Genomic DNA, 21,743 nt, shown 5'->3' with positions numbered 1-21,743 from the left:
CCGCAAGCCGCGGCGGGCCGGCCCTGCTTGTCAGTAGAAGTGGTGCAGCCGCGGCCACAGCCGGGACCACGGCGCGGTGGTGCCCGCGCACAGGCGCACGCGGGTGCCCTGCTCGTCGTTGTCGACGCCGAGGCCGTTGTCGTGGGAGGCCACGACCCGGCAGGCGGTGAAGGCATCCGGGGTGTCCTCGCCTGCCGGCCCCACCAGCAGCACCGGGCCGCGCAGGGTGTCCGGCGGCGGGCCCCAGTCCGCGTAGGACATGTGCCCCGAGTAGGGCTGGGGCAGCCCGAGGCCGGGACCGTACCGCTCGATCGCGCCGGCCTGGCCGTAGTTGCTCGTCACGATCACCGCGGTGGCGCGCTCCGGCGGCGGGATCTGCCGCCACGCCCGCGCGATCGTCGCCGCGAACTCCGGCCACCCCACCTGCTCGCCCTGTTCCTTGTTCATGGCGAGCACGGGACCGTTCAGCAGGCCCGGCGGCAGCACCGGCAGGGCCACCACCACCGACAGGACGCCGCCCACCACCGCGGACGTGGTGGCCAGCGAGCGTCGCGACGCGACCGGGCCCCGCCGCAGCCAGTGCAGCGTCGGTTCGGCCCCGGCCGCCACGAGCAGCAGCAACAGCGGGATCGAGTAGTACGGCTTGCCGCCGAGCGCCAGCAGCGCGATGCACAGCAGCGGGTAGCTCACCGCCAGGGCACGCGCCCACCGCAGCTCCGGCCGCCGCCACAGCCGGACGAGCCCAGCCAGCCACACCGGCGCCAGCACCGGCGACAGGTAGGCCAGCTGCAGCGGCACGAACAGGATCCGGTTCTCGGCGCCGTCGTCCTCGCTGATGCCGCCCGCGACGGTGAGCAGCGGGAAGTCGTGCGCCGCCTGCCACACCACCACCGGGGCGGCGAGCGCCGCGGCGAGCGCGACACCGGCGCCGAGCCAGCCGCTGCGCAGCACGCTGCGCGGCCCCACCAGCAGGACCGCGAGCCCGAGCACCGCCACCAGCAGCAGCACCAGCCACTTCGCGGCCAGGCCTGCCCCGACCGCCAGGCCGATGGCGACCCACCAGCGGCCGTCGCCCGTGCGCAGCAGCCGCAGCGCGAGCAACCCGACGACCGTCCACACCAGCAGGTCGAGCGTCGCGGTGGACAGCATGTGCCCGGTGACGAGCACGAACGCCGACAGCGCCGTGGCCGCCGCCGTCAGCACCTGGGCGGCGCGGCCGCCGCCCAGCTCCCTGGCCACGAGCGCGACGACCACGACCGTCGCCGCCGCGACCAGGCCCGGCACCACCCGCAGCGCGGCCGGGCTGTCGCCGAGGACCTCCCCGGCGGCCCTGGCCAGCATCGGCACGAGCGGAGGCTGGTCCACGTAGCCCCACGCGGGCCGCTCACCCGCCGCCACGAAGTACAGCTCGTCGCGGTGGAAGCCGTACCGCCAGGACACCGCGGTGAGCACGGCGAGCTGCGCCAACGCGACGAGGCCGACCGGTCGCCACGCGAAGCCCGGCAGCGGCGCCACACCGTCCCGTGGCGCGGGCCGCACGTCCACCGTTCCCATACCCCACCCCCAGCCCAGCGCGGTGAGCCTAGCGCGGGCCGGGCCGCCGCGGCACCGCCGACGGTCGCAACCCGGCGGATAATGGAAGGCGACGGGAGGTGGGCGACGTGGCGCGGCACAGTGTGGTGCTGGTCCGGCAGTGGGATCAGCAGATGGGCGGATCGGGCTGCTGCGGCAGGCTCGACGGCGAGGCGATCGGGGTGCTGGGCGCGGCCGGTGCCGAGGACCCGTACGCGCACTGCCGCGACGACATGGAGCGCACCGGCGCGGTGTACCGGGCGCTGCGGGAACGCTTCGCCGACGACGAGGTGGAGCTGACGGTGGCCGATCCGCGCAACACCGCGTGGCTGCTGCCCGCGGTGTGGCGGGCCGCCCGCCGGCGCGGGCTGCCGTGGCGCGTCGCGGCCCGGCAGGTCGTCGCCGCCACCGGCGCCACGGCGCTCGTCTGCGACGGGCTGGTGCTCGGCCGTGACGTCACCCCGGAGCAGGCCGTCGCCGCCGTCGAGGCCGATCTCGCCGCGCGCTGAGGCCGTGGCGGGCCCGGACGCCGGCGCGCCGGCTACCCGGCCGTCAGCAGGGCGACCGCGGCGCCCGCCGCCCCGAGGCCCGCCGTCTGCGTCCACGACAGCCGCTCCCGGAGCAGGGTGATGCCGAGCAGCACCGGGATGGCCGGGTACAGCGACGACAGCACCACCGCGATGACGACGAGCTGCTGGCGCGTGGCCAGCAGGTAACAGACGAGCGCGAGCGCGGCGGCCGCGCCGGTGGCGGCGGCGCCGAGCGTGACCCGCGCGGGCGGACGCGGCCGGCGCGCGGCGGCCAGTGCGGGCACGAGCAGGGTGCCGATCGCGGCCACCCGGCCCGCGACCACCGGCCAGAGGCCGGACGCGGGGCCCGCCTGCGCCAGTGCCAGGTACTGCAGGGCGATCCCGGCGCCGGCGAGCAGACCGTCCCCGGCCGCCGCCACGGGCCCGGAGCCACCGTCGCGGGGCCGCGAGACCAGCCACAGCGCGGGCACCGCCACGCCGATCCCGGCCCAGGCCGCCAGGGAGGGCCGCTCGCCCAGCAGGACCACCCCGGCCAGCACCGGCAACGCCACCCCGCCGACCGCGCTCACCGGCACCACCACGCTCATCGCCGCCCGGCTCAGCCCCCGGAACAGCAGCAGCATCCCGACGCCGGTCCCGACGCCGGAGAGCAAGCCCCAGCCGACATCGGCCGGGCTCACCGCCGCCGCCGTCGCCAGCGGCGTGGCCGCCAGCGCGAGCACGAGGCCGCCTGCCTGCCCGGCCAGCGCCACGTGGGTGGCGTGCGTGTGCCGGGACAGCAGGCCACCCGCGAAGTCGGACAGCCCGTAGCAGGCCGCCGAGGCGAGCGCGAGCAGCGCGCCCACGCGTCACCGGCTCCGAGCGATGCGGCACTCATGCATGACTCATGCATAACAGGCGGCACCGAGCGGCGCAAGGCGTCCACCGTGAGGGCTCAGGCGGGCAGGGTGCCGACGACGACGGTGGCCCCCAGCTCCGCCGACGTCGTCACCGCCGGCTCCAGCCCGTCGCCGCGGAACGTCTCGGCGGCGACGGGCGCCTGCCGCTCGCTGGTCTCGACCAGCAGGCGTCCCCCGGGAACGAGCCAGCGTGGCGCCAGGGCGCTCACCCGGCGCACGACGGCGAGCCCGTCGGCGCCCCCGTCGAGGGCGATCGCCGGCTCGTGCTCCCTCGCCTCCGGCGGCAGCAGGGCGACCTCGGCCGTCGGCACGTAGGGCACGTTGGCGGTGAGCACGCCGATCCGCCCGCGCAACGCGGCGGGCAGGGGCGCGTCGAGGTCACCCTCGTGGACGTGGCCGCCGACGCGCGCGAGGTTGCGCCGGGCGCAGCGCACGGCGGCGGGCTCGATGTCGGTGGCGTGCAGCCGGGTGGCGCCGAGCGCCGTCGCCAGTGCCAGGCCCACCGCGCCCGTGCCGCAGCAGAGGTCGGCCACGACCGAGCCCGGCGGGGCGAGCCGCGCGGCCTCGTCGACGAGGAACTCGGTGCGCCTGCGCGGCACGAAGACGCCGGGCTCGGTCACGATGCGCAGCCCGTGGAAGGCCGTCCAGCCGAGGACGTGTTCCAGCGGCGTCCCGGCGGCGCGCCGCGCCACCAGCTCGGCGAGCGCGGCGGGCTCCCGCGCCTCGGCGAGCAGCAGGCGCGCCTCGTCCTCGGCGAACACGCATCCGGCGGCACGCAGGGTCGCCACGACGGCGGACAGGGAGGGGAACACGGACGGTGAAGCGGTCATGGGCGCCTTTCGGGACGAGCCGCGGGCGCTCGCCGCCGTCAGGCCGTCCGGTGTGGCGGCCACGGCGGGAGGACCCTGCCTGCACTGCCGGACACGGGTTTCACCTCCCGGGGTCGCGCCGCTGGTGCGCGCCGAGACTACCGCACGCCGGGGTTCGCCTCTGCGCTCACGAACTCAATCCGGTACGGGCAGCGCGCCGCTGGCACCCAGGCCCTGCTCGGCGGCGGCGGCGCGCACGGCCTCGATCACCAGTTGCAGCGAGGGCCTGCGGGCCGCCGAGGCGCGGTGGGCGATGGACACGGTGCGCATCACCGGCTCGGTGAGCGCGACGATGTCCACCCCTGGCGGGCGCAGCGACAGCCCGAGATCCGACACGAGGGTGACGCCGAGCCCGGCCGCGACCATCGCCAGCGCCGTGGCCTGCTCCCCCACCTCGTGGTCGATCTTCGGTTCGAACCCGTGCCGCTGGCACGCGATCCGGACGGCACGGCCGAAATGGGACCGCGGGCCGGCGAGGATCCACCGGTAGTCGGCCAGTTGCGTCAGCTCCACCGCGCTGGCGGGCACCGAACCCGCAGGCACCGCCGCGTGCAGGCGCTCCACCGCGATCACCACGCGCGCCAGTGTCGGGTCCCACGGCATCGGATAGTCCGAATAGTCGATGACGAAGGAGAAGTCGAGGGAGCCGTCGCGCACCGCGCCCGCCGTCTCCTCCGGGGCCAGCTCCTTGGTTCGGACCTCGATGCCCGGATGGTCGGCCGCCAGCGCCGCCAGCGCGGGCGGCAGCAGTCCCGTGGCGACGGAGGCCCACACTCCCGCGGTCAACCGTGCGGCGACGCCGTCCTGCGCCTCCTCCAGCGCCATGGTGGCCCGCTCGACCGAGCCGAGAATCACCTCGGCGTGCTCGGTGAGCAGCATGCCCAGATCGGTGAGCTGCACTCGCCTGCCCAGCCGCTCGAACAACTTCGCGCCGACGTCCCGCTCCAGTTGCGCGAGTTGCTGGGACACGGCGGAAGCCGTGTAGTGCAGCGCCGCGGCGGCGGCGGTGACCGTGCCCCTGCGATGCAACTCCCGCAGCATCCGCAATCGATGCAACGACAGCTCCATGCCGCAAGACTAGGCCGTGTTCTCCGGGCGCGCCTCCAGCTGTGCAGGAAGCGTGAACGTCACCGTGCATGATCCTTAACTGGACGCAGCGTGATCACAGGCCGCACTCTGGACGTACCGGCCCCGAGCACCCCGCACCGGGCATCCCGCAGCGACGCAAAGACCGTCGGCCGTTTCCGGCATCGGCGGTGTCCTGCCGTGCCCGCGGCCGGTTCGAGAACGACCCGATCGGAAGCGATGGAGGTGGGCCAGGTGACCACGATGCACGACCCGTCCGGCCGGACCGTGCCGGCGCGGGCCGCGGCGAACGCGGCGACGGTACGCGACGCCGAGCCGTTGCTGCGACTGACGTGGACCGATCCGGTCACCGGCGCCCACGGCTATCTCGTCGTGCACACGTTGGTCTCCGGGCTGGCGACCGGCGGGACGCGCATGCGGGCAGGCTGCACCCAGTCCGAGGTGGAGGACCTCGCGCGCGGCATGGCCGCGAAGACCGCGACGTTCAACCTGCCCGTCGGTGGCGCCAAGGGCGGCATCGACTTCGACCCGAAGGACCCGCGCGCGGTCGGCGTGCTCGAACGCTTCTGCCAGGCCATGCGCCCGTGGCTGGACGCCCACTGGGTGACCGCCGAGGACCTCGGCGTGCCCCAGCACCTCATCGACGACGTGTTCGCGCGCCTCGGCCTCGAGCAGTCCTACCACGCCGCCATCACCCGCTCGGCCGACCCGCAGCGCACGCTGCGGAGGGTGCGGGCCGGGCTGGACGCGCCGGTGCCGGGCGGGCTGCTGCTCGGCGACGTGATCGGCGGCTACGGCGTGGCCCAGGCCTGCCTCGGCGCCGCGAGCACGTGGGCCTGGCCGGTGCCGGAGACGACCGTGGCCATCCAGGGCATCGGCACCATGGGCGGCGGCGCGGCCTGGTACCTGCACGAGGCAGGCATGCGCGTGGTGGCCGTGGCCGACGCGGCGGGCACCCTCTATCACCCGGACGGGCTCGACGTCCCGGCACTGCTCGAACTGCGCGACGCCTACGGCGAGATCGACCGCACCCGCGTGCCCGAGAACGTGCGGCGCCTGCCCTCCTCGGCGGTCATCGCGACCGAGGCCGACATCCTCGTGCCCGCCGCGATCTCCTACGCGCTCACGCCGGACAACTCGATGGACGTGGCGGCGAAGGTGGTCGTGGAGGCGGCCAACTCGGCGACCACGCCGGAGGCCGAGGCGATGCTCGCCGCACGCGGGATACCGGTGATCCCCGACTTCGTGGCCAACGCGGGCGCCGCCGCCTGGGCGTGGTGGCTGCTGCTGGGCCAGGTCGGCGCCAACCCGGCCGACTCGTTCCACCGGCTGCGCACCGAGATGCAGGCCAAGGTGGCATTGCTGCTCGGGCAGTGGCAGCTCGACGGCGCGCCCCCGCGCCGGACCGCGTGGGAACTCGCCGACGCCAACCGGCTGGCACTGACGCCGGCTCCCGGACAGGACGCGCCCGCGCTGGCCATCCCCTGAGCCCTGGCCGCGAGGCGGGCTCAGCCCGCCGGCTGGGGATCGGGCAGCGGCTCGCCCGTCTCGAGCAACGTCTTCAGCGCGGACAGCAGGTGCGGCCAGCCCTGGCTGACCATGCTCAGCATCGTGCTGTCCGGCTCGAAGCCGTCGTGCACGACGGTCAGCTTGACCTGGCCGTCGAGCGGCTCGATCTCGAAGGTCACCTTCGAGCGGCGCTCGGCGGCCAGCGTGGCGAGCACGTCGTCGGTGATCCCGGCGCGCGTGGCCCACTCGGCGGTGGGGGTGTGCCAGGTGTAGGAGAGCCGCCGGTGCGGCTGTGCCTCCAGCACCACCTGCTCGGCGTCGGCGATGCGGGCGCCGCCCTCCTCCCACACCATCGGCGAGCCGGGGCGCCAGTCGGTCTCGAAGGCCAGGCCCCAGTACCGGCGGGTGAACGCCGGGTCGGTCAGTGCCTGCCAGAGCCGTTCCGGCGTGGTCTGGATGTAGGTGGTGTAGACGAAGTCGGGCTGGCTCATCGGTTCGGACTCCAATGCTGTCTTGAGGTCGGCAAGCGCCCGCACGCGCTCGCGGTCGTACTGGTGGATCCAGCGTTCGGCGATGGCGTTGATCGGTGCGGCGTTGAGGTAGTGCAGCTTCTGCCTGCCGTGCCACACGGTGGTGACGAGGTGCACCTCCTCCAGCACGGCGAGGTGCTTGCTCACCGACTGGCGTGCCATGTCCAGCCCCGCGCACAGCTCGCGCAGGCTCTGCCCGTTGCGGGCGTTGAGACTGTCGAGGAGCCTGCGCCTGCTGGGATCGGCCAGTGCCCTGAACACCTCGTCCATGTGCGCCTTCCCGGATAGGCAGCCGTTTGGCTGCATTTCAGCTTAGGCAGCCAAACGGCTGCCTGTCAAGATCGGCCGTTCCGCTACCAGTGCGCGGGCCGCGTCAGGGCGGCCGGGATCCGGGTGCCCGCGTCACCGCGAGCGGCGTTGACCTGGGCCTGGGTCACGAAGAGACTGCCGGTGAGATCCGCACCGCCGAGGTCGGCGTCGCGCAGGTCGGCACCGATGAGGTCGGCAAGACGCAGATCGGCGCCCCGCAGGTTCGCCGCGATCAGGCAGGCGCCGCGCAGGTTCGCGCCCCGCAGCCGCGCTCCGGCCAGCCTGGCCCCGGCAAGGTCGGCGCGCAGGTGCTCGCGCCTGCGGCCGGGCACGGTCGCGCGCACCAGCTCGCTGACCCGCAGCAGCAGGGTGTTCACGTCGGCCCGCACGGCCGCCACATCCAGCCGCGCCAGTTCCTCGGCACTGCCCCGGGTGAGCCGCTCGACGTCGGTCAGCGCCCCGTTCAGGCGTTCGCGGACAGGGCGAGCCTGCGGCCGCCGCACCGCCTCGGCGAGGTACCACAGCAGCTCGTGCAGCTGCCGCTGGACGCCGAACACGGTGAACATGCGGGTGGCCGCGCCCGGCTCGTCCCGCCAGCCGCGGCCGCCGAAGGTGACCTGGGTGGTCTGCTGGCCCGCGCCGAAGCAGTCGAACACCGTGCAGCCGGCGAATCCCCGTTCGCGCAGCCGGTCGTGGATGCCGCAGCGGTGGTCGGCGAGCAGGTTGCCGCACGGCTCGCCCGCCGGCTTGTCGACCGGGAAGTCCGCGGAGACGGAGAACGGCAGCGCGACGCAGCACAGGGCAGCGCAGCGCGCGCAGTCGGCCCGCAGCCGCGACCGCACGGCCGCGGCCGGATCCTGCTCAGCTGACACGGAGGGCACCTTCGTCGGGAACTCCCCCATTCTCCGCGACCGTCCCGCACCGCGGCAGACGCCCCTGCCCTGCGACGACACGACGGTCACGGTCCCGCCCGAAACATCCCGGTTTGTCCTGTCACATCACGAAAGAGCAACAGCAGAGTGCCCCGCCCGGGTGGCGGGTAGGCGATTGATGCACGCAGCAATCGACCACCTGAAGGAGGTGGAACCGCCATGACCCGGAGCGCGGCCGTCTCGGACGGCCGGACCCGTGCCGCGGACGGTAACGGCAACGCCAACGAGTTCACGTTCTGGCGCGAGCACACCAACATCAACCTGAGCCCGGTGGCGGCCCCATCGGTGCTCGGCCTGTGGGGGTTCGCCGTGTCGACCTTCATGGTCGCCGCCAACATCGCAGGCTGGTACGGCAACGACACGACGACGCCACTGGTGCTGGCCCCCATGGCCTTCGCCTTCGGTGGTATCGCCCAGTTCCTCGCCGGCATGTGGTCCTACCGCGCCCGCGACGCCCTGGCCACGGGCATCCACGGCGCGTGGGGTTCGTTCTGGATCGCCTACGGCATCTACCACCTGCTGGTGGCGCTCGGCATCGTGCCGGGCACGGCGACCAGTCCCGTCGCCGCGACCGCGTTCGGCTTCTGGTTCATCGGGCTGGCGGCCATCACGTGGATCGGCGCCTTCGCCGCCATGGCCGAGAACCTCGCGGTCTCGCTGGTGCTGCTCACGCTGGCGGCCGGCTCGACGCTGCTGGCGATCGGGCTGATCGGCGGCTTCGGCGGCGTCGAGATCGCGGCGGGCTGGACGCTGGTGGCCTCGGCCGGGGTGGCCTTCTACACGGGCAGCGCCATGGTGCTGGAGGCCACGTACAAGCGGGTCGTCCTGCCGATGGGCAAGCGGGGCCCCGAGCCCAACGCCCCCGGCGCCAAGCCCAAGGAGATGATCCAGTTCCAGGCGGGCGAGCCCGGCGTGAAGGCCGGCCAGTAACCCCGCCCTGCCCCGCCATCGGTGCCCCGGGACCTCCGGGGCACCGATCGCGCTGTCGTCGCCCGGCCCGCCGATGAGCACGGCAGCGCGCGAGGACGAGAGGACGATCCGTGGCGCTGGTGCTCGCCTTCGGGGCGGTCCTGCTGCTGAGCGTGTCGTTGTCCGGGCTGGCCGCCCGGACGGTGCTGTCGACGGCGCTGCTGTTCCTGCTGGCGGGCGCCCTGCTCGGCCAGGGAGGGTTCGGCGTCGTCCACATCCCGGAGGGCGCCGCCACGACCCTCGCCGACCTGGCCCTGTACACGGTGCTGTTCACCGACGGCCAGCGGGCGAACCTCGCCGCGCTCCGCGAGGGCTGGCGGCTCTCCGGCAGGGCACTGGGCCTGGGCATGCCGCTGATCATGGTCGGCGTCGCCGTGCCCGCGCACTTCCTCGCCGGGCTGGACTGGCCGACGGCCCTGCTGGTGGGCGCGATCCTCGCCCCCACCGACCCGGTGTTCGCCTCGATCATCGTGGGCAGGAAGGACATCCCGCTGCGCCTGCGCAGGCTGCTCAACGTCGAGTCAGGCCTCAACGACGGCCTGGCCCTGCCCTTCGTGCTGATCTTCATCGCGGTCGCCAAGCACCAGAGCCCCCATCCGGGGCAGCTGGTGCTCGAGCTGGTCCTGGGTCTCGGCCTCGGCATCGCCATCACCGCGCTGGTCACCCTGGCGTGGCGGCTGCCCCTGCTGTCGGCAGAGCCACGCCTGCAACCGCTGGGGCCGCTCGCGATCGCGGTGGTGCTCTACGCGGCGTGCGACCTCACCCACGCCAACCCCTACCTCGGCGCGTTCGCCGCCGGGTCCGCGCTGGCCACCCTCGACCGCACGGCGGCCAGGCACTTCCACCCCTTCGGGGACCTGCTCTCCGAGCTGACCAAGTTCGCCGCGCTGCTCGTCTTCGGCGCCCTCATCACCCCGGACCGCATCAGCGACCTCAGCTGGGGCGCCTGGCTGGTGGCGCTGCTCGCGATCTTCGTCGTCCGCCCCGCGTCGATCCTGCTGTCGATGCTGCGCACCCGGCTGACCGCCACCGAGCGGGCGGCCGCCGCCTGGTTCGGCCCGAAGGGATTCGCCTCGGCCGTCTACGGCCTGCACGCCCTGCACGCGGGCATCAGCGGCGGCCAGGCGGTGTTCGACCTCGTCGCCATCACGATCGCCCTGTCGGTCGTGCTGCACTCCACCACCGACGTGCCGTTCGCGAAGCTGCTGCGCATGCCGCCACCCGACAACCTGCCGCCCGGCGAGGGCGAGGCAGGCACCGCGGAGCGCGACGCGGAACAGCGGCGTCAGGACCAGCTCGGCGGGCCCGGCAGGCGCCGAACCCCGTAGCCATCCCCGCCAGGCAGGACGCATCGGCGGCACGGTACCGGGTATCCGGTACGAGCAGGCGCGAGCACGGCGACACGTGAACGAGCAAGGAGGCACGATGAGCAACCGCACGCCGAAGACCGTCGTCGTCACCGGGGCCAGCGCCGGGGTCGGCAGGGCCACCGCACGGATGCTGGGCGCGCGGGGCGACCGGGTGGCGCTGATCGCCCGCGGCGAGCAGGGGCTGCGGGCCGCCGCACGGGACGTCGAGCAGGCGGGCGGCACGGCCCTGCCGGTGCCCGTCGATGTCACCGACTACCCGGCACTGCGGTCGGCGGCAGACACGATCGAGTCCGAGCTGGGTCCCATCGACGTGTGGGTCAACGGCGCGTTCGCCACGGTGTTCGGACCGTTCACCGAGATCGAGCCGGAGGAGTTCCGCCGCGTCACCGACGCCACCTACCACGGCTTCGTGCACGGCACCAAGGTCGCGCTCGACCTGATGCGGCCCCGCGAGCGCGGCACGATCGTGCAGATCGGCTCGGCGCTGGCCTACCGGGGTGTCCCGCTGCAGTCGGCGTACTGCGGCGCCAAGCACGCGATCCAGGGCTTCACCGAGTCGCTGCGGTGCGAGCTGCTGCACGAGGGCAGCAAGGTGCACCTGACCATGGTGCAGCTGCCCGGCATCAACACCCCGCAGTTCGACTGGGCGCTGTCGCGCATGCGGCACAAGGCGCAGCCCGTGCCACCGATCTACGAGCCGGAGGTCGCCGCCCGCGCCATCGTCTACGCCGCCGACCACCCGCGCCGCCGCGAGTACTGGGCCGGGCTGGCCACCGTCGGCACGCTGGTCGTCAACAAGATCGCTCCCGGCCTGCTCGACCGCTACCTGGCCCGCACCGGTTACGACTCGCAGCAGACGGAGCGTCCCGAGGACCCGCGGCGCCCGGCGAACCTGTGGCATCCGCTCGACGACGAGGCCGGCCAGGACTTCGGCGCCCACGGCCGGTTCGACGGGCAGGCCAAGAAGCACAGCCCGCAGCTGTGGCTGTCGCACCACCACGGCGCCGTCGCCGCCGCGGCGACCGCCGCCGGAGCGGGCGGGGTCGCACTCGCGCTGCGGGGCGGCAAGCCCCGCCGCCGCTGAGCCCGGCGCGCCGATCACCCTCCGCGGGGTTTCGGAGCGTCCGCCTCCGGATAGTCCCGTCGGGCCAGATGTGTCCGGCGAGGCTCGGGAGGGTCTGCGGTGGAGGGTGACGGTCGCTCGCGCGACGAGCTGGTGCGGCGCAGCGCGGAGCTCGACGGCGTCCAGCTGGAGGAGTACCGGGGCAGCGGGCGACCGGAGGCGACCGCGAGCCGCGGGTCGCGCCTGCTGGTGCTGACCTGCTGGATCGGCGGCGGGCTCTCGGCGCTGGCGGCGGGAGGCATGTTCCTGTTCTGGCCCTGGCACTACGTGCCGCCCGGCGAGGAGAACCACTACCTCTACACCCTCTACACCCCGCTGCTCGGGCTCTTCCTCGGGCTGGCGGTGCTCGGTGTCGCGGCCGCGCTCATCCTCACCGTCAAACGGCTGCTGCCCCAGGAGGTCGCGGTCCAGCAGCGGCACCTGGAGAACGGCTCCAGCGAGGAGGACCGCAGCGTCTTCGTCGCGACCGTCGACGACGCCCGCGACAACGCGGGACTCAACCGCCGGTCCGTGTTCAGCAGGGCCGCGCTCGCCAGCGGCGGGATCCTCGGCACGACCCTCGGCGTGGTCGGCCTCGGCGCCTTCGTGCGTGATCCGTGGGAGACCGGCCCCCACGCCGAGCCGAAGGACACCCTGTGGCACACCGGCTGGCGGCCGCAGGTCGGTGAGAAGGTGTACCTGCGACTGGCGACCGAGCCGACGAAGGTCGAGCTCGTCACGCCCGCCGATCTGGAGCCAGGGGCCTCGCTCGTCGTGTTTCCGTTCCGGGAGGCCGAGGCGGACGACCCGGAGAAGCTCGCGAAGGTGATGGAACAGTCGGACAACCCGGCCACCCTGTACCGGCTTCCCGAGGACACCGACGTGGCCGAGTGGCCCGAGCGCGCGGGCATGAACTACGGCGACTACTACGCCTTTTCGCGCGTGTGCACGCACCTCGGCTGCCCGGTGGGCATGTACGAGACGGCGCTGGACCGGGCCATGTGCCCCTGCCACCAATCGCAGTTCAACCTGGCCGACTACGCCAAGCCGATCTTCGGTCCGGCCACCCGCCCGCTGCCGCAGCTGCCCATCGACGTCGACTCCGACGGCTACTTCATCGCTCTCGGCGACTTCACCGGCCCCGTCGGGCCCGCCTTCTGGCTGCTCGGCAAGCAGCCCTGAGCCTGCTCGTCAGTCGCGGCCCGCGCGCTGGGCGGGCTCGGCGTCCGCCTGGATCTCCACGTCACCGGGCAGCGCGGGCACCCGGCTGCCGTCGTAGCGGGGCCGCACGGGCCTGCCGTCGCCCGCCTCGGCGTGCAGCCGCTGGCGCACCTCCACGAAGTAGCCCTCCGGGTTCGGCTCGATGACGCCGACGTGCACTCCGGACTCCAGCACATCGCGGTCGTAGCGCTGCAACCGCAGGCACACCCGGTAGGTGACCCAGGCGACCAGGACCGGCAGCACCACGATGCCGACCCGGCCGATCCACACCATGCGGGTCACCGGGATGTCGAAGAGGAACGCCAGCACGTCGTCCATCCCCATCAGCAGCAGCACCAGGTAGAACGTGATGCCCATCGTGCCGAGGCTGGTGCGCACGGGCACGTCCCGCGGCCGCTGCAGCAGGTTGTGGTGCCTCCGGTCCTTGGTGAGCCACGCCTCCAGGAACGGGTACAGGCCCACGATCGTGAACAGCAGCACCGGCAACACCACGGCGGGCCAGAACGCGGCCGGAATCCGGTACCCGAACGCCACGATGTCCCACGGAGGGAACAACCGCAGCGCACCCTCCACGAACAGCAGGTACCAGTCGGGCTGCGCGAAGGTCGAGACCTTCTCCGGGTGATACGGGCCGTAGTTGAAGACCGGGTTGATCTGCAGGAACGCGCCCATGAGCAGCAGCACGCCGGTCACGCCCGTGGCCAGCCCGGTGCTCTTCATGGCGAACGCCGGGATCGTGCGGGTGCCGACCGCGTTGCGCTCCTTGGCCCGCTTGCCGGGGAACTGGGTGTGCTCCTGGTACCACACGCTGGCCAGGTGCACCGCCACCAGCGCCAGCAGCAGGCCGGGCAGGATCAGGATGTGCAGGGTGAAGAACCGCGGGATGAAGATGTCGCCAGGGAACTCGGCACCGAAGACGATCCAGTGGATCCACGAGCCGGCCACGGGAATCGACAGCATCATGCCGGAGGCGATCCGCACGCCGGTGCCGGAGAGCAGGTCGTCGGGCAGCGAGTAGCCGACGAACCCCTCCGCGACCGCGATGGCGAGCATGAACACGCCGATGAGCCAGTTCGACTCGCGGGGATTGCGGAACGCTCCGGTGAAGAAGATCCGCAGCATGTGCACGAGAATGGCGGCGACGAACACCAGCGCCGCCCAGTGATGCACCTGCCGCACCAGCAGACCGCCGCGCACCTCGAACGACAGGTTCAGCGTGGTCTCGAAGGCACGGGACATGCGCAGCCCGTCGAGCAGCGTGTACGACCCGTCGTAGACGACCTTCTCCATCGAGGGGTCGAAGAACAGCGACAGGTACACTCCGGAGATCAGCAGCACCACGAAGCTGTAGAGCGCGAGCTCACCGAACAGGAACGAGAAGTGCTCGGGAAACACCTTGTTCGCCCGGGGACGCAGGCCCTTCGCGGCCTGGAACCGGCGGTCCACCGCATCCGCGAGCTTGGCCTTCACCATGCGTGCCGCTCCTCCTCCGTGATCCAGCGCCAGGTCACCGCCATGGCCGCGAGCCCGATCGGCAGCATTCCCACGATCATGGCCAGCCCGCCGGCCGAGTCGCCCTGGATGATCAGGTAGATCGCGGCCAGATCCAGCGACGGCCCCGCCAGGAACAGATACACCGCGCGTGCCGCCTCACCCGGCCTGCGTGGCCCGACGACGGGCAGCCAGAACACCACGGCTCCCGCCAGCAGCACGGCGTGCAGCAGGCCGTCCACCGGCGCCGGAAGGTGCCAGTGTGCCGGGACGATCGTGACGATCCCGTGCAGGACGACGAAGCCGGGCAACACCGCCGCGGGCGGCGCGGGCACCCGCCGCCACGGAACCCGCTCCCGGGTTGCGAGCACGAGCACCGGCGCCGCCACGGAGACCAGCAACCCCATGGCTCCCATGTGGACGATCCCGCCCGTCATGTCCTGGAGCTCCTCCTCCGGCGGCGCCACCAGCCCGCCGCCTTGGCCGCGACGACCGTGGCCGTGGCCGCCTTGACCCCTTTGGCCACCGGGCCACCATCTCCACCCTGCGGCCGCTGGCTGTGCAGAGTGGACACCTCGGTGGCCGCGGGCGCGGCGCCCCGCGGCAGCACTTCCTTGCGTTGCCGGGCCAACGCCGCCAGCAGCGGGATGATCGCGAAGCCGGTCAGCCAGTAGCCGAAGATCAGCCCCGCCCCGGCCAGCACGGCGGCGAGCGCGAACAGCAGACCCGACTGGCTGGCCACGGCGACCGTGCGACGGCCTTGCCCTGCCGGGTCCCGCCTGCCGAGGAACACCGCGCCCGCGACGAGCAGGGCGAGCCCGACCGCCGCCCCGTACATGCCGATGAACAACGCGTTCTCGCCGTAGACGAGCATCAGCAGCACCAGGACCGCGTTGAACGCCGCCCAGCCGAGGACGACGAGCACGGGCTTCAGCGCGGGGTTCACGTCGGCTCCCTGTCCTTGACGTGCTTGCGCCGCAGGTCGAGCAGCGGGGTGAAGCTGGTGATCGGCGGCAGCGGGTGCGCGGCGTCGAAGTTCAGCGGCGGCGGCGGGGACGACGTCGCCCACTCGAGGGTGTGCGCCTCCCACGGGTTGTCCGCCGCCCGGCGGGTGCGCCTGCGCACGATCGACACGACGAGGTTCGCCGCGAACGCCAGCATCGCCACGCCGAGCACCCAGGACCCGACGGTCGAGATGAAGTTGAGCGTGCCGAAGCCGTCCGTGGGCAGGTACGAGGCGACGCGCCGCGGCATGCCTTCCATGCCCAGCCAGAACATCGGCAGGAACGTGGCGTTGATGCCGACGACCATCAGCCAGAAGTGTACGTGGCCGAGACCCTTGCCGAGCATGATGCCGGTGGCCTTGGGGAACCAGAAGTAGAACCCGGCGAAGAAACCGAACAGGCTGCCCGCCGCGAGGGTGTAGTGGAAGTGCGCGACGACGAAGTAGGAGTCCTGCATCTGGTAGTCGAGCACCGGTGTCGCGACCATGATGCCGGTGAGCCCGCCGACGAGGAACTGCGGGATGAAGGCCAGCGCGAACAGCATGGGCACGCTGAAGCGCAGCCGCGCACCGATGATCGTGCCCAGCATCGCGAAGTACTCGATCCCGGCGGGGACCAGCAACGCGATCGACGTCAGCGAGTAGTAGTCGTCGGCCACCTGGCCGGTGGTGAACATGTGGTGGCCCCACACGCTCATCGACAGCGCCGCGAATGCCAGCAGTGACAGCACCGTCGCCTTGTAGCCGAAGAACCGCCTCCGCGCGAACGTGGCCAGCACCTCGGCGACCGCGCCCACGAATGGGAAGAACATCACGTACACGACCGGGTGCCCGTAGAACCAGAACAGGTGCTGGTAGCCAATGTTCCAGACGTTGCTGCTGAAGACGTCCGGGCTCATCCGGCCGACCGCCAGCAGCCCGAGCGCGATGAGCAACGAGGGAAAGGCAGCCAGCACCATGAGGTTGGTCGCCACCATGGCCCAGCTGAACACCGGCACGCGCAGCATCGTCATGCCGCGCGCGCGTTTCAGCAGCACCGTCCACAGGACCGTTCCCGCGATGAGGATCATGCCGAGACTGGAGGCGAAGTTGCCGAGGATCCACAGGTCGGTGCCGACGTTCGGGGCGAACCGGGCGCTGGAGAGCGGGGTGTAGGCCGTCCAGCCCTCCTTGGCCGCGCCACCCGCGGTGAGGAACCCGGACAGCACGGCGATCGCGCCCAGCACGTAGAGCCAGTACCCGAGCATGGTGGTGCGCGGCGCGGCGACCGTGGGGGAACCGACCTGCAGGGGCACCAGATACAGCCCGAGCGCCAGCGCCATGGGGGTGATGACCAGGTAGATCATCCCCGAGCCGTGCATGGTGAACAGCTGGTTGTAGGTGTCGTTCTGCACGAAGTCGGAGTCCGGCTGCGCCAGCTGGGTGCGCATGGCCAGCGCCAGGCCGCCCATCGCGAACAGCAACACCAGCGCGGTGCCCAGCGTCAGGATGGCGATGCGTTTGTGGTCGGTGCTGGCCAGCCACGACCGCGGCGGCTCGTGGGTCGGCTGCGGCCCCGGTGGCTCGGTCGCCGTGAGGCGGCTCGTCATGCCTGCACCCACTGCTCGTACTGCTCAGGCGGCACGGCACGGACATAGAAGTGCATCGAAGGGTGGTACGGCCCGCAGAACTCGGCACAGCGGCCGAGCCAGCGCCCCGGATGGTCGAACGTCAGTGTCACGCTGTTGGTGTGGTCCGGGAAGGCGTCCATCTTGACCGCGAGGTCGGGGATCCAGAACGAGTGGATCACGTCCGACGACGTCAGGTTGAACTTCACCGGTTGTCCGGCAGGCACGATCAGCGTGGGCAGCTTGCGGTCCTTCTCGGAACACACGCCGGTGACCGTCTTGTCGTTGCGGGCGTAGTCGAACTGCCAGCACCACTGGAACGCGGTGACCTTCACCTCGGCGGCGGGCGCGGGATCGGTGCGGTTGGTGGTGCTCGCCTCGCGGACCTCGTCGTGAGCCGAGGCGGTGATGTAGACGATGACGCCGGCCACGGCGGCGAGCACGAGCGCGTACCCGCCCTCGACAAGGGGATGGGAGTCGCGCCTGCGCCGGTCGCCCGACTTCTTCCTGCTCAGCGCCAGCGCCAGCAGCAGCGCCGCGGCGATCGCCGCGAACACCCCGGCCGCCAGCAGGATCTCGAACCGGAAGATGTCCTCGAACACCTGGCGGAACTGCACGCCACCCTCCCGTCGCCGTCGGCCTACCGCGCCGCAGCCGTACCCGGTGCCGCGCGGCTCCAAACGTCGCGGGCCGATGCCCGTGCCGGGTGATCGCGAACACCCGGGGCGGCGGTGGGGTTGTGCGGGCGAAGACTCCGTGCGCTAACATTTCGGGCACGGTTGAGCTACCAGCCGGTTCGCGGCGAGGTGCTCCCGTATCCGTGGTTGCTCGTCCCCCGCTGGGTTTCCCGCGGGTCGTGGCTCTCGCCGCCGTTGCCGTTGACACGAGGGGTAGCGAGAGGACTCGCCATGAGCGACTTGCTGGACGTGAGGACAGAATCCGCCGGCGACACGCCGACGATCGTGGTGGCCGCCGTGGGTGAGGTCGACCTGGGCACCGTGGACACGTTGCGCGCCGAGCTGCACGCCGCCGCGGGCCGGGCCGTGCCACCGGGGCCGCTGGTTGCCGACCTCAGTGACGTGTCGTTCTTCGGCTCGGCCGGGCTCACCGTGCTGATGAGCGCGCACGAGGAGTGCGCCGCACGCGACATCGCCTTCCGGGTGGTCGCGCCCAGCAGGACGGTGCTGCGGCCGCTGCAGCTGACCGGGCTCGACGAGGTGCTGGAGCTGACCGCGAGCCGGGAGGAGGCGCTCGCCACGGCGTCCGCGTCCCGCTCCTAGCGCTTGCCGCTGCCGCTGGTCACCGGGCGGCCGTCGCCCCTGTGGAGTCCTCCAGCATGGCGCGCACGGCGCGTTCGGTGGCCAGCAGCAGCGTGACTCGCCCGCTCCCGGCACCCGGCGGGTGGATGCTCTGCTCGCCGTCGTCGGCGAGCCGGTGATGGTGGTCCAGGATCCGCCGCAGTGCCTCGGCCAGGCGGGTCGCACCCCGTCCCTCCCGGTTCTCCTGGCGGCCGTACCGGCCGACGGCGTCGGCCATCGCGTCGAGCAGCGCGGGGAAGCCGTTGGCGAAGTCACGGTCCAGCCCCAGCGACAGGTTGCCGGGCCTGCTGGTCGCGAGCAGCACGTCGGCGATGTGCTCGAGCTGCCGGGCGACCTCGCCGAGGGTCGCGATGGCGGCCTGGTGAGCGACGGCACTGTGCCTGCGGTCGTGGACGCCGGGAAAGAGGTTGCGCACGTTGAGCCAGGTGCTCTCCCGCGCCTGGCCGGCCACCTCCGTCGCGTAGCGCGCGCCGGCCTCGATCGAGCGCGCCGCGTGCAGCCAGTCGCGTGCGTCGTCCTCGGTCCACTCGTGCCGCAGCCCCTCGGCGATGTCGCTCAGCTGCCGGGCGATGTCGGCGCTGGTGCGCTCGACGGCGTGTTGCGTGTCCCGCAGATGCAGCGGCGGCAGGATGAGCGTGTTGACCGCGACGCCGATCGACGCGCCGATCATGGTCTCGGCCACGCGGTACAGCAGGTACAGGACGTTCCCCGCGGATCCGTAGGTCAGCATGAGCAGGGCCGTGACGCCGACCCAGATGCCGCTGCCGCCCAGCCTGCCCCACTGGCCGATCAGCATCCCGGCGAACACGGCCACGGCGAGCGCGGCGATCTGCTGTGGGACCAGCTGGATCGTGACAAAGGCGAGGACCACCCCGAGCACGAGCGCCGCCACCTGGCTCGCCGCGTTGGTCAGCGACCGGTACACCGTCTCGCTCATGATGAACACGGCCGCGTACGGGGCGATGAACGACTGCGCCGGGTCGACCAGCTGCCCTGCCAGGAAGGCGGCGACGGCCGCCACGGCCATCTTGGCGCTCTGGGTCAGTCCTTCGCGCTCCCGGCCCGGCGCGCGCAGCGCCTCCCGGAGCCACCGTGCGGGGGCGAGAGCGCGGTGCCGCCACGTCGTCATCGCCGTCGCTGTGCGGCCGTCTCCCTCGCTCGCTCGGCCGCCGTGGTGAGCACGCCGAGGGCGATCATGCCGAGGCCGAGTCCGGCGTGCAGCCAGTTGTCCGCCGCGTCCACCGGGACGACGTTGAACTGGCTCGAGCGGTCGATGCCCGCCCCGTACACCGCGAGCAGCAGGTACAGACCACCGCCCCAGATCAGGTAGGCGCGGGCCAGGGCGGGCGCGGCGGCCGCCGCGACACCGAGCACGCCGAATCCGAGGTGGACGATGTTGTGCAGCACCGACACGGTGAACAGGCCGAACAGCTGGGCCCCGGAGTCCGGGCCCGCGAACTCGAGCTCGCCGTAGTCCGTGGTGACGCCGGGGAGGAAGCCCAGTACGCCCACGACGAGGAACGCGGCGCCGACCGTCAGCGCCGCCAGGCGGACCGGCCTGCGCACGTGAGCCTCGCCTCGCTGGTCTGGCATGGGAACCCCCTCTCGGTCGATGGGTCGCTGCCGGGCTACCCGGCCCCCGATCGGGCAAACAAAAGCCCGATCGGGTGTTTGCCCGGCCGGTGCGAGGCAACTCTTCGCGGCGTAATGCCCACCTCACACTGAGTAGGAGACTCATGTTCCAACACACGAAACGGCTGCAGTTCGAAGCGAAGCCGGAGCAGCCGGATCCCGTGTACGCGCGGAAGCTGCAGGAGCTGGTCGGCGGCGCCTGGGGCGAGATGACCGTGACCATGCAGTACCTGTTCCAGGGCTGGAACTGCCGCATGGAGGGCAAGTACAAGGACCTGATCATGGACATCGCGACCGAGGAGATCGGTCACGTCGAGATGATCGCCACCATGGTGGCCCGGCTGCTCGAGGGCGCTCCCGCGACCGAGACCACCCGGGCGGTGCAGGACCCGGTGATAGCCGCGGTGATCGGCGGGATGGACCCGCAGCAGGCCATCGTCGCGGGCGGCGGGGCCATGCCGAACAACAGCCAGGGCGTGCCGTGGAACGGCGGCTACATCGTGGCCAGCGGCAACCTGCTCGCCGACTTCCGCGCCAACGTGGCGGCCGAGGCACAGGGCAGGCTGCAGACCGCGCGGCTGTACAACATGACCGACGACCCCGGTGTCAAGGACATGCTGAAGTTCAACCTGGCGCGCGACACCTACCACCAGAACATGTGGCTGGCCGCGATCGAGCAGCTCAAGCAGGACGGCATCGAGGACACCGTCGCCCCGAGCGCGCTGTTCGACGAGGAGCACCGCGAGCACGCCACGAGCCTGTGGAACCTCTCGGAGGGCAACGACTCCGCACAGGGCGCCTGGGCTCGGGGCACCGCCCCGGACGGCTCCCACGAGATGGGCATCGTGGAGTCGCCCGAGCCGCTGGGCGGCCCGGGGACCGCTCCCCCGCCGGACCCGAAGCTGTTCGCCAGCTACGACGGCGAACCGCAGCCGCGCGACCCGCACCTCACCGGGGGCAAGGGCATGGTCGGCAAGCTCAAGGAGGGCCTCAGCTGACGACGCGGCGGTCGCGGGACTCGCGAGCCCGGCCGGGGCTCGCGAGTCCTGCGTTCAGGCCCGCGAGTCCTGCGTTCAGGCCCGCGAGTCCTGCGTTCAGGCCCGCGAGTTCCGCGTTCCGGTCTCCCGAGCCGCACGCCGTTGCCAGAACGCCGCCAGCGCCAGGCCGGCGAGGCTGAGCGCGACGACGAAACCGCCCGCGGCGATGTCGTTGCCGGTCGCGCCTGCCACCTGTCCTGGTTCCTCGAAGCCGAGCGCGAACGGCGCGGCGACCAGCCAGCCGCCCGCCAGCACGGCGAGCCAGCCCGCCCAGGCGGTGCGGAACGGCGACACGGCACGCACCGCACCGAGGCCGGCCACCACGAGGCCGGTCAGGATGTCGTTCCACGCCGGGCTGAACCCGGCCGCGGCCACCGGGTGGTCGATCAGCCACGGGCATACCAGCAGCCACACCCCGGCCAGGAACACCAGCGCGCTGGGGAACCCGGCCAGCACGTCCCGGAACGGCACCTGGCGCGAGGGCCTGCGGTACCGGTCGGCGGGCACGGCCGACGGGTGGGTGTGCGGGGGCCGCATGCCCTTCCACGGACCGTACTGCTCCTCGGGCACCATCGGCGCCTGCGGCTGCTCGGCGGCAGGCCGCTCGTCGTGGCTTGTCCTGTGTCGCGGGCTCACGATGTCTCCTCCCTCACCGCACGTGCTGCACGTGCCGGGTCAGCTCAGCTCACTCCGAGGAATTCCCGCCGCACCGCGGGGCGAATCACGGCCGTTTCGCCCCCGGGGCCGGGGGTATCC

Annotated in this window: 22 protein-coding genes; 8 read left to right on the top strand and 14 right to left on the bottom strand. The window is 72.6% G+C overall.

The annotated features are described in order from the left end of the window. Positions 1–30 precede the first annotated feature (30 nt). A complete protein-coding gene (locus BAY60_RS21265) occupies positions 31–1,554 on the bottom strand; it encodes a glycosyltransferase family 39 protein (RefSeq protein ID WP_112282820.1) in 1,524 nt (507 codons plus the stop codon). A 107-nt stretch (positions 1,555–1,661) separates the two neighbouring features. Between BAY60_RS21265 and BAY60_RS21260 the strand changes: the two genes are divergently transcribed. Further along, positions 1,662–2,081: a hypothetical protein gene (locus tag BAY60_RS21260; RefSeq protein WP_112283505.1), complete on the top strand. Its 420-nt coding sequence runs from the start codon at positions 1,662–1,664 to the stop codon at positions 2,079–2,081. Between the two features lie 32 nt (positions 2,082–2,113). Here BAY60_RS21260 and BAY60_RS21255 read toward each other — a convergent pair whose 3' ends face one another. The 3 genes from BAY60_RS21255 to BAY60_RS21245 form a co-directional block, all read right to left on the bottom strand. Further along, positions 2,114–2,947: an EamA family transporter gene (locus BAY60_RS21255; protein WP_112282819.1), complete on the bottom strand. Its 834-nt coding sequence runs from the start codon at positions 2,945–2,947 to the stop codon at positions 2,114–2,116. Between the two features lie 89 nt (positions 2,948–3,036). Then, entirely contained in the window at positions 3,037–3,831 is a 795-nt protein-coding gene (locus BAY60_RS21250; RefSeq protein WP_112282818.1) for a putative protein N(5)-glutamine methyltransferase, read from the bottom strand. Between the two features lie 174 nt (positions 3,832–4,005). Next, positions 4,006–4,938, bottom strand: a complete 933-nt coding sequence (locus tag BAY60_RS21245) for a LysR family transcriptional regulator (protein WP_112282817.1) — start codon at positions 4,936–4,938, stop codon at positions 4,006–4,008. A 261-nt stretch (positions 4,939–5,199) separates the two neighbouring features. On the opposite strand from BAY60_RS21245, the gene BAY60_RS21240 reads away from it, so the two are divergent. Then, positions 5,200–6,444 carry a Glu/Leu/Phe/Val dehydrogenase dimerization domain-containing protein gene (locus tag BAY60_RS21240; RefSeq protein ID WP_112283504.1) on the top strand — a complete coding sequence of 415 codons (1,245 nt, stop codon included), beginning with the start codon at positions 5,200–5,202 and terminating at the stop codon, positions 6,442–6,444. Positions 6,445–6,464: 20 nt separating this feature from the next. Here the strand turns inward: BAY60_RS21240 and BAY60_RS21235 are convergent, their stop codons facing one another. Together BAY60_RS21235 and BAY60_RS21230 are read right to left on the bottom strand one after the other, a co-directional pair. After that, a complete protein-coding gene (locus BAY60_RS21235; RefSeq protein WP_112282816.1) occupies positions 6,465–7,265 on the bottom strand; it encodes an ArsR/SmtB family transcription factor in 801 nt (266 codons plus the stop codon). A gap of 83 nt (positions 7,266–7,348) precedes the next feature. After that, a complete protein-coding gene (locus BAY60_RS21230) occupies positions 7,349–8,176 on the bottom strand; it encodes a pentapeptide repeat-containing protein (protein WP_245992732.1) in 828 nt (275 codons plus the stop codon). A 219-nt stretch (positions 8,177–8,395) separates the two neighbouring features. Between BAY60_RS21230 and BAY60_RS21225 the strand changes: the two genes are divergently transcribed. From BAY60_RS21225 to qcrA, 4 genes are all read left to right on the top strand, one after another. Then, the gene (locus tag BAY60_RS21225; RefSeq protein WP_112282814.1) at positions 8,396–9,166 is read left to right on the top strand and encodes an acetate uptake transporter; all 771 of its coding nucleotides are present in this window, start codon (positions 8,396–8,398) and stop codon (positions 9,164–9,166) included. Positions 9,167–9,276: 110 nt separating this feature from the next. After that, positions 9,277–10,533, top strand: coding sequence for a cation:proton antiporter (locus BAY60_RS21220; RefSeq protein ID WP_112282813.1), 1,257 nt, complete (start codon positions 9,277–9,279; stop codon positions 10,531–10,533). 97 nt (positions 10,534–10,630) lie between these two features. Next, positions 10,631–11,659: an SDR family oxidoreductase gene (locus BAY60_RS21215; protein WP_112282812.1), complete on the top strand. Its 1,029-nt coding sequence runs from the start codon at positions 10,631–10,633 to the stop codon at positions 11,657–11,659. 99 nt (positions 11,660–11,758) lie between these two features. Further along, on the top strand, positions 11,759–12,859 hold the full coding sequence (qcrA, locus tag BAY60_RS21210; protein ID WP_112282811.1) for a cytochrome bc1 complex Rieske iron-sulfur subunit: 1,101 nt from the start codon (positions 11,759–11,761) through the stop codon (positions 12,857–12,859). Positions 12,860–12,868: 9 nt separating this feature from the next. Here qcrA and qcrB read toward each other — a convergent pair whose 3' ends face one another. The 5 genes from qcrB to BAY60_RS21185 are packed head-to-tail and all read right to left on the bottom strand — an operon-like array spanning position 12,869 to position 17,616. Beyond that, positions 12,869–14,371, bottom strand: coding sequence for a cytochrome bc1 complex cytochrome b subunit (gene qcrB / locus BAY60_RS21205; RefSeq protein WP_112282810.1), 1,503 nt, complete (start codon positions 14,369–14,371; stop codon positions 12,869–12,871). After that, positions 14,365–14,826 carry a cytochrome c oxidase assembly protein gene (locus BAY60_RS37590; protein ID WP_211330413.1) on the bottom strand — a complete coding sequence of 154 codons (462 nt, stop codon included), beginning with the start codon at positions 14,824–14,826 and terminating at the stop codon, positions 14,365–14,367. Before BAY60_RS37590 ends, qcrB begins: the two co-directional genes overlap by 7 nt. Further along, complete coding sequence (locus BAY60_RS21195; protein WP_112282809.1) at positions 14,823–15,335, bottom strand: hypothetical protein; 513 nt, start codon at positions 15,333–15,335, stop codon at positions 14,823–14,825. The genes BAY60_RS37590 and BAY60_RS21195 overlap by 4 nt, the downstream gene beginning before the upstream one ends. Then, positions 15,332–16,981 carry a cytochrome c oxidase subunit I gene (locus BAY60_RS21190; RefSeq protein WP_112282808.1) on the bottom strand — a complete coding sequence of 550 codons (1,650 nt, stop codon included), beginning with the start codon at positions 16,979–16,981 and terminating at the stop codon, positions 15,332–15,334. Before BAY60_RS21190 ends, BAY60_RS21195 begins: the two co-directional genes overlap by 4 nt. Then, positions 16,978–17,616 (bottom strand): cytochrome c oxidase subunit II, encoded by a 639-nt coding sequence (locus BAY60_RS21185; protein ID WP_112282807.1) that lies wholly within the window; start codon positions 17,614–17,616, stop codon positions 16,978–16,980. Before BAY60_RS21185 ends, BAY60_RS21190 begins: the two co-directional genes overlap by 4 nt. A gap of 291 nt (positions 17,617–17,907) precedes the next feature. Between BAY60_RS21185 and BAY60_RS21180 the strand changes: the two genes are divergently transcribed. Beyond that, positions 17,908–18,279 (top strand): STAS domain-containing protein, encoded by a 372-nt coding sequence (locus BAY60_RS21180; protein WP_112282806.1) that lies wholly within the window; start codon positions 17,908–17,910, stop codon positions 18,277–18,279. Positions 18,280–18,298: 19 nt separating this feature from the next. On the opposite strand, the gene BAY60_RS21175 is transcribed toward BAY60_RS21180, so the two are convergent. Together BAY60_RS21175 and BAY60_RS21170 are read right to left on the bottom strand one after the other, a co-directional pair. Next, the gene (locus BAY60_RS21175; protein WP_112282805.1) at positions 18,299–19,447 is read right to left on the bottom strand and encodes an FUSC family protein; all 1,149 of its coding nucleotides are present in this window, start codon (positions 19,445–19,447) and stop codon (positions 18,299–18,301) included. Then, a complete protein-coding gene (locus BAY60_RS21170) occupies positions 19,444–19,911 on the bottom strand; it encodes a DUF4383 domain-containing protein (protein WP_112282804.1) in 468 nt (155 codons plus the stop codon). The genes BAY60_RS21175 and BAY60_RS21170 overlap by 4 nt, the downstream gene beginning before the upstream one ends. A 143-nt stretch (positions 19,912–20,054) precedes the next feature. Here BAY60_RS21170 and BAY60_RS21165 point away from each other — a divergent pair, with 143 nt between their 5' ends. Then, complete coding sequence (locus tag BAY60_RS21165; RefSeq protein ID WP_112282803.1) at positions 20,055–20,948, top strand: manganese catalase; 894 nt, start codon at positions 20,055–20,057, stop codon at positions 20,946–20,948. Between the two features lie 96 nt (positions 20,949–21,044). Here BAY60_RS21165 and BAY60_RS21160 read toward each other — a convergent pair whose 3' ends face one another. Next, positions 21,045–21,623, bottom strand: coding sequence for an SPW repeat protein (locus tag BAY60_RS21160; RefSeq protein WP_245992731.1), 579 nt, complete (start codon positions 21,621–21,623; stop codon positions 21,045–21,047). Between the last annotated feature and the right edge of the window lie 120 nt (positions 21,624–21,743).

This window comes from Prauserella muralis, from assembly GCF_003202285.1.
Lineage (GTDB): Bacteria > Actinomycetota > Actinomycetes > Mycobacteriales > Pseudonocardiaceae > Prauserella_B > Prauserella_B muralis.
The sequence above is the reverse complement of the archived record's forward strand: the minus strand, read 5'-3'. Positions and strand labels throughout refer to the sequence as shown.